This window comes from Coprococcus intestinihominis (genome assembly GCF_040096555.1).
In the GTDB taxonomy this organism is placed as follows: Bacteria; Bacillota; Clostridia; order Lachnospirales; family Lachnospiraceae; genus Coprococcus_A; species Coprococcus_A intestinihominis.
Genome location: NZ_JBBMEK010000322.1, coordinates 1 through 3,342, shown reverse-complemented (window position 1 = coordinate 3,342; position 3,342 = coordinate 1). Strand labels below are relative to the sequence as shown.

Annotated in this window: 3 protein-coding genes; all 3 read right to left on the bottom strand. The window is 40.9% G+C overall.

What is annotated here, in order from left to right:
• Positions 1-36 precede the first annotated feature (36 nt).
• From WMO25_RS16505 to WMO25_RS16495, 3 genes are read right to left on the bottom strand one after another with little or no spacing between them, the layout of a single operon-like run.
• Complete coding sequence (locus WMO25_RS16505) at positions 37-324, bottom strand: hypothetical protein (protein ID WP_349086248.1); 288 nt, start codon at positions 322-324, stop codon at positions 37-39.
• A gap of 9 nt (positions 325-333) precedes the next feature.
• On the bottom strand, positions 334-1,374 hold the full coding sequence (locus WMO25_RS16500) for a hypothetical protein (RefSeq protein ID WP_002304399.1): 1,041 nt from the start codon (positions 1,372-1,374) through the stop codon (positions 334-336).
• A 19-nt stretch (positions 1,375-1,393) separates the two neighbouring features.
• Positions 1,394-2,263: a hypothetical protein gene (locus WMO25_RS16495; protein WP_002578944.1), complete on the bottom strand. Its 870-nt coding sequence runs from the start codon at positions 2,261-2,263 to the stop codon at positions 1,394-1,396.
• Positions 2,264-3,342 lie beyond the last annotated feature (1,079 nt).

The window sequence follows — 3,342 nt, the reverse complement described above, 5'->3', positions numbered from 1 at the left end:
ATAAATCGCTATTTTGTTAGCTGAAGTATTGAATTTTCAAGGTGCGAAGCCCATTTTAGGTATGGGAAGTCTTAGTAAATAATTATCGTTGATAATGATGCCTAATAGTTCAAAGAGATTATCCTTTTTGGAAAGAATGCATTTTTTCATGGCTTGTTTAATTTGTTCCGTTGAAATGCTATCAGGCAACATTTCCCTTGGGACACCATGACCGAATTGCCGAAAATACTGTTCTTCGATTTCATAATACTCATTATCAATTTTCGGTTCAGGTGTATTAAGGAAGCTATTCATAAAATCTGCAACGCTCTTGTTTTTGTCCATTGTATGCACCTACCTTTCTCTGCTCAAGACCCTAACATGATTATCTGGTCTAATAGAATCAATCATTGAAGAAAAAATACCAAACGCTGTAGGAAAGAAATTTGCTAATAGCTCTAATTTGCCTTGGTCTCCCATAGACGCTTCAAAAAAGTGGGCAAAGGCTTCTGCTTGTAGATTGCCCGGTCTCGTCCAATAGTTCCTTGAGTGACCATAATTTCCGTGCAATTGACCATTTGTTGTCGCATCAATTAAGTCCGAGAAGGAGTGAGCTGAATCCTGCCTAATACGGGTCAGAAAAGCAGTTTGCTTTTCCACTGGAAGATTGTTATATAAGCTCAGGATTCTTTGTCCGTCCTCAACCAGTGCCTCAGCAAATTCTGGAGTATTGGATAGATTGCTCCGATAGTTGCACGAAGCATGGTCGATCATGTGAGCAAGCTCGTGGAAATAAGTTGTTCCTGCACCTCTTGGATTTGTCATATCAGAAGCTGCATTGTAGTAGACTCCTCGTGAATGCCCTATATAATTTCCCGGTGAGTAATGTGCTGTCTGATCCGGTGGATATTCAGAATCTTGTATCATCAGTTTACCAGCGAAATGGTCAAACACTTCTCTGACATTCTGCTCTGCATTTTCATGGCGTTGTGATATAACAGCGATATATCCGTCTGGTGTGCTACCTTGGGTTAGCACGCCAAGGCAATACTGATAAGACGAATTACCAACATTAGGTGTTTGCAGACCCTGGAGGAAAGAATTTCGTGCAGAAGGAGTGTCCAAATTAACATTATCATATTCTTGTACACTTTTGGCAAGTGAAGCAACGTATTTTTCGGCCTGAAGCATAATCTGTAAAATATCATTCAGGGCTTTGTTGCAATCTTTTACGATAGTTCCCAGCTCATCGTACTTCTTGTCATTCCATCCAATTCCCAATTGCTGATATTTCATCTTCACAGAACTTCTTGTAGTTTCGATAGAAGAAATGGAGGTCCGCATATTTTTCAGTATTGTCAGTAATTGAGTTGCATCAGCATTTACGTTGCTCAAACACTCACCTCCTCATTTGTTAATCATTTCGAGTGTAGCTACCTGTTACTAAAACCGGGATATATGTATCAAGCGATTGAGCTGCAAGTGTTCGATGTCGCCCATCACTCTGAAATACATAATAAGAACCTACCTGCGCAACCTGGACAGGATTATTGTAATAGCTACGAATGGTATCATCTAACACTGGGTTTTGTGAAAGCTCATCCAAAGACATTCCTGACTCAGTATTTTGACGAACATCTTGGATGTGCGAAGCTCGCCTTAGAATGTTTTCTCTCGACCATCCCTCTCGACCATTCCGTGTCCAAAATCCTTCCGGGTTCCCAAGTTCTCGGTCACTGAGATAAACTCCTTCAATATCCCTTGCTCTAACGTATACGAGTTCTGGATTTTCATTTCGAGAAAAGGTATAGTTCCCGTTCTCCCAATAATCTCGATATTCTTCATAGTGATTTCCACGGGAAAAATATCGTTCAGCTGATAGTCTGTCTTGAACAAATGCAAGATTAGAACCAAAGGTATTTGACTCAAAGGTGGTTGTATCTGCACTTGATGGTGTAACAGCAAAACTACTGGTCTGAGGTGTGCTTGCAGATATTCCATTTGTAGATCCTAGTTGAACACTTTCGTATTCACTAAGGCTCTTGGCGAGTAAAGCCACATATTTTTCTGCTTGAAGCATAATTACCAATATGTCATTGAGAGCCTTGTTGCAGTCTCTTACAACCACGCCCAACTCGTTGTATTTTTTATCTTGCCATCCAGCACCTAACTGTTCATATTTCATCTTTACAGATTTTTTGGTAGTTTCGATGGAGGAAATGGAATCCTGCATTTTTTTCAGCATTGCGAATAGCTGAACGGAGTCAGCATTTACCATACTCATTTCATCACCTCCTGGCAGCGGATTTTGTGAAGTGCAAAGCGGCGATGTGTCAGGAAAGTCTGACACATCACTGCTTCGGCAAGATTTAATTTAGAGAGGAAAGAAATTGTTCCAACTCAGCAGCGGTCGGTGCAATGTACGGTTTCATCTGGTAAGTATCCTTAACACCGTCTGTGAAGTATACGCTCCTTTCTTTTTTCGTTTTGTTGGTTCATTTTCGCCAGTGTGTTCGTGTCGTTTGCTGTGACGAGAACGCAACATAGACACAAAGAAAACACAAGGGCGAGCTTGCTCGTTTATATACCCTTGTGTTTTCGACTGGATATGTTAAGGTAACAAACAGTAAATGACACGTTACAGACTGCAAAATGTACCAACTGAAAAAAGAAAGAATACCGTTGTGTGCTTTATTTCTCGATCAGCTTTTCAAACATGAGGAAAGGTTTTTATAAAAAAAGAGTAGTTACCGTTTTTTGGTAACTACTCTTTTCCTTTTTTAAGGTTTAAAGTCCTGGAAGTTTAGGTGTTTTGGGTATTGGTGGTGTAGGTAGCTGCAAGCTTTCCAATTTTTGTTGAATTGCTTTAAATTCAGGGGTTTCTTGGTGTTGATTTTGAACCATTTTTTGCTCTATTCTCTCCAAAGTCGGTTGAATTTCTTTCCCTGATACTTTACGATTTAATTCTCTTTCTAAGGTCTCTTTCGGACTAATGGAAGGCGTTTCTAAACTTGAATAGAAGTTTCACTCCTTCTCTATTATAAAGCCTTATATCGCTAAATAAGCCCGTTTTATGAAGGGTTTCTAAGCTGAAATGAACGGGTTTACACCCGGCCTTGACCTCCGCCCGCTGTCCCGCTGAATGGGTGGACAAGGCGGCCAATCCCTCAAAGTGCTTGGACGCTCTCTTTCTGATTTTGGAGCGTTTCTTTTCTAAAAATTGAAATGGGCGGGAAGCCATTTTAGGGCTTTCCCGCCTTGATTACTTTTTAGCAAAGACGGGCGTGACTGTCAACGGCGGCGCATGAAATGCGCCGTTCATCTTGACCGTTGACTGGCTCGGCTGGCTTTGCTATCTTCCTG